At 41.8% G+C, this 1,129-nt stretch carries 1 protein-coding gene; it reads left to right on the top strand.

Going from position 1 to position 1,129, the window contains the following annotated elements; all coding sequences use genetic code 11:
- Positions 1-119 precede the first annotated feature (119 nt).
- A partial coding sequence (locus ACFINE_RS09800; protein WP_375621896.1) for a tyrosine-type recombinase/integrase occupies positions 120-1,129 on the top strand: 1,010 nt, incomplete at its 3' end.

Genomic DNA, 1,129 nt, shown 5'->3' with positions numbered 1-1,129 from the left:
CGAATATTGTAAGATTCTCTCATTTCAAGTCTGTTTATATTGAATCAAACAAACCCATTTGCTTGCACGGCATAAGCGGGGCTGGCGTGTGGGTAAAACTGTATAAGAAAGGAATGAAAATGGTTCTTATGAATCGTCTTAACGCAAGGGCTGTCGCAACATTGGGAGCTGGCAAATATAATGATGGTGCCGGCTTGATCCTCCATAAGCGTAAAGATGGTGGTGCTCAATGGCTTTATCGTTATACCATTCACGGTCGGCGCCGTGAAATGGGCTTGGGCGCCTTAAGACATGTCTCTTTAAAAAAAGCTCGTGAATTGGCAAACCAATGGCGTGCTGTTTTACATGAGGGTCGTGACCCCATTAAAGAACGCGATAAACAAAAGCGTGAGGCAATGCGTAATCTTCATTATTTAAAAAACATTGCTTTAGATGCTTTTGAAAGCCGTAAAGCTGAATTAAAAAGAGATGGTAAAGCTTGTGATTGGTTTTTACCATTACGCCTTCATATTCTCCCTAAATTGGGCTGTCTGCCCGTTTCAGAGATTACACAAACAGAGATACGCAATACCCTTGCTCCTATCTGGCATACAAAAGCTGCAACAGCAGAGAAAGCACTAAATCGTCTTAATCTTTGTCTCAAACATGCGGCTGCATTAGGGTTAGATGTTGATTTACAAGCAACAGAAAAAGCACGCGCGCTCTTAGGTAAACAACGTCATAAAACCACTAATAGACCTGCAATGGATTGGAAAGATGTTCCCGCCTTTTATCAGTTACTCTGTAAAACACAAAACATAACACAACTGGCTTTGCGCTTGCTTATCCTGACAGGCGTTCGTACCAACCCTTTGCGTCATATTCGTGAAGATCAGATTGAAGATGATGTATGGACTATTCCTGCTGAGAATATGAAAGGTTTGCGTGACGCTACAACAGAATTTCGCGTACCTCTATCATCTGAAGCGCTAAAAGTGATTAAACAAGCCCGTTGTATTTCCAAAAGTAATTTCATTCTGTCTTTTTCCGGTCGTGCTCCCCTTGCTGAGAATTGTATGGCAAAATATATGAGAGACAATAAACTTGAAGCCTGCCCGCATGGTTTTCGTTCTAGTTTACGCAATTGGCT

This window comes from Bartonella sp. AA97HXZ (assembly GCF_042196985.1).
In the GTDB taxonomy this organism is placed as follows: Bacteria; Pseudomonadota; Alphaproteobacteria; order Rhizobiales; family Rhizobiaceae; genus Bartonella.
The sequence above is the reverse complement of the archived record's forward strand: the minus strand, read 5'-3'. Positions and strand labels throughout refer to the sequence as shown.